Origin of the sequence: Pararhodospirillum oryzae, assembly GCF_007992075.1 — a bacterium.
In the GTDB taxonomy this organism is placed as follows: domain Bacteria; phylum Pseudomonadota; class Alphaproteobacteria; order Rhodospirillales; family Rhodospirillaceae; genus Pararhodospirillum; species Pararhodospirillum oryzae.
In genome coordinates this window covers 1-1,769 of the sequence record NZ_BJZO01000176.1, presented here as the reverse complement: position 1 = coordinate 1,769, position 1,769 = coordinate 1, and the positions used below count along the sequence as shown (strand labels likewise).

Below are 1,769 nucleotides of genomic sequence, written 5' to 3'. Positions count from 1 at the left end.
TTATACCGCCGTCCGGACGAATGCTGGCGCTTTCGACAAAAAGTGCCTGCCCAAGCCGGGGGTCGAAGCTTCGCAGCTTCTCGTTGATCTCCTTCTTGGTCAGCGACGTGCGAAGTTGAAACTCAAGGTTCGGAAACTCTTCCGCCAGCTTGGCCAGCACACCTGCCGCCACTTCCCGGATAGACAGGTCGTGCTTCTGTGCTGCCGCGCCAAAGATGCTAAGGGGGCCACCGCCCAGCTCTTGCTGGATTCCAAGCCGGAGTGCCTGCCCCTTACCTTTAAACTCAACCTCTCCTGCCACTTCAGCCCCCACCGATACATCATGTGGGGGGCATCGTATCAAACGCCACTACGGAATGACAGACAGGATCGGCAGGCGCATCGCTAGGCCGGTGACATCATACATGCGCACTTCGCCTGTCCAACCAGCACCAGCGCTTCCTGGTGTAGGCCATCGCGGCGGGCGCGGTCGTCCCCCGGCTCAGGCTAGGCCGATGCTCCGCACCACAAACTGCATCGGTCCTTTCAGCGCAGACCGGGGCCAAGGCCGCAGAACCTCATCCAATTCTGGCTGTCCCGTGACCTGCTCTCCGGATTGTCCTCGTTCAGAAGTTAGCTCTGTTCGCGGTTTGGTCCATGGTTGAGCGTTCGTAGGCCTCGTGCGGCGTCAGGCCGCCCAGGCCGGTATGGGGTCGGTTGCTGTTGTAATCGTCGCGCCACGCCGCGATCAAGCTGCGGGCGTGGCGCAGGCTGCCGAAGACGTGCTCATTGAGGCACTCATCACGCAGACGGCCGTTGAAGGACTCCACGAAGCCGTTCTGCATGGGCTTGCCGGGCGCGATGTAATGCCATTCGACATGGCGATCTTCCTGCCATTTGAGGATGGCGTTCGAGGTTAGCTCGCTGCCGTTGTCCGAGACGATCAGGCAGGGATAGCCCCGCCGTTCGGCAATCCAGTCCAGCTCACGCGCCACGCGCTGGCCGGAGATCGAGGTGTCGGCCACCATTGCCAAGCATTCCCGGCTGAAATCATCGATGACGTTCAAGATACGGAAGCGCCGGCCCGAGGCCAAGCTGTCGGACACGAAGTCGAGCGACCAGCGCTGATTGGGTCCTTGCGGGACCGCCAAGGGTGCGCGGGTGCCCAAGGCCCGCTTGCGGCCGCCGCGCTTGCGCACCGTCAGTCCCTCCTCGCGATAAAGGCGGTAGAGCTTCTTCCAGTTCACCTGGATGCCCTCACGCTCGATCAGCAGATGCAGGCGCCGATAGCCGAAGCGGCGCCGTTCGGATGCCAAGGCGCGCAGGCGGCCCCGCAGATCGGCATCGTCGGGCCGAGTGGAATGGTAGCGGTAGACGCGCGGATCGATACCGACCAGCCAGCAGGCACGGCGTTGCGAATAGCCCTTCTCGGTCATGGCCCAGGTCACGCGGTTCTCCTTGAACTGGGCTTCAGAAGTTTTTTCCGAGCATCTCGCGCAACGTCGAGACATCCAGCATGGCATCGGCCAGAAGCCTCTTCAGCCGGGCGTTCTCATCCTCCAACGCCTTCAGCCGCTTGGCCTCCGACACCTCCATGCCGCTGTACTTGGCGCGCCACTTGTAGAAGGTCGCATCCGAGATCCCGTGCTTGCGGCACAGTTCCGTCGCCCCAAGCCCCGCTTGGTGCTCCTTCAGGATGCCGATGATCTGTTCCTCTGAAAACCGGCTGCGCTTCATTCGTCCGTCTCCTCTTCGGGGAACAGACTAAATACCAACGGTTGGAACTGATG

Annotated in this window: 1 protein-coding gene and 1 pseudogene; both read right to left on the bottom strand. The window is 62.0% G+C overall.

Features of this window, described 5'->3' with window-relative positions; all coding sequences use genetic code 11:
• A partial coding sequence (locus tag ROR02_RS16340; protein WP_218032839.1) for an EcoRI family type II restriction endonuclease occupies positions 1–301 on the bottom strand: 301 nt, incomplete at its 3' end.
• A gap of 304 nt (positions 302–605) precedes the next feature.
• Positions 606–1,716: pseudogene (locus ROR02_RS16335) on the bottom strand (IS3 family transposase).
• Between the last annotated feature and the right edge of the window lie 53 nt (positions 1,717–1,769).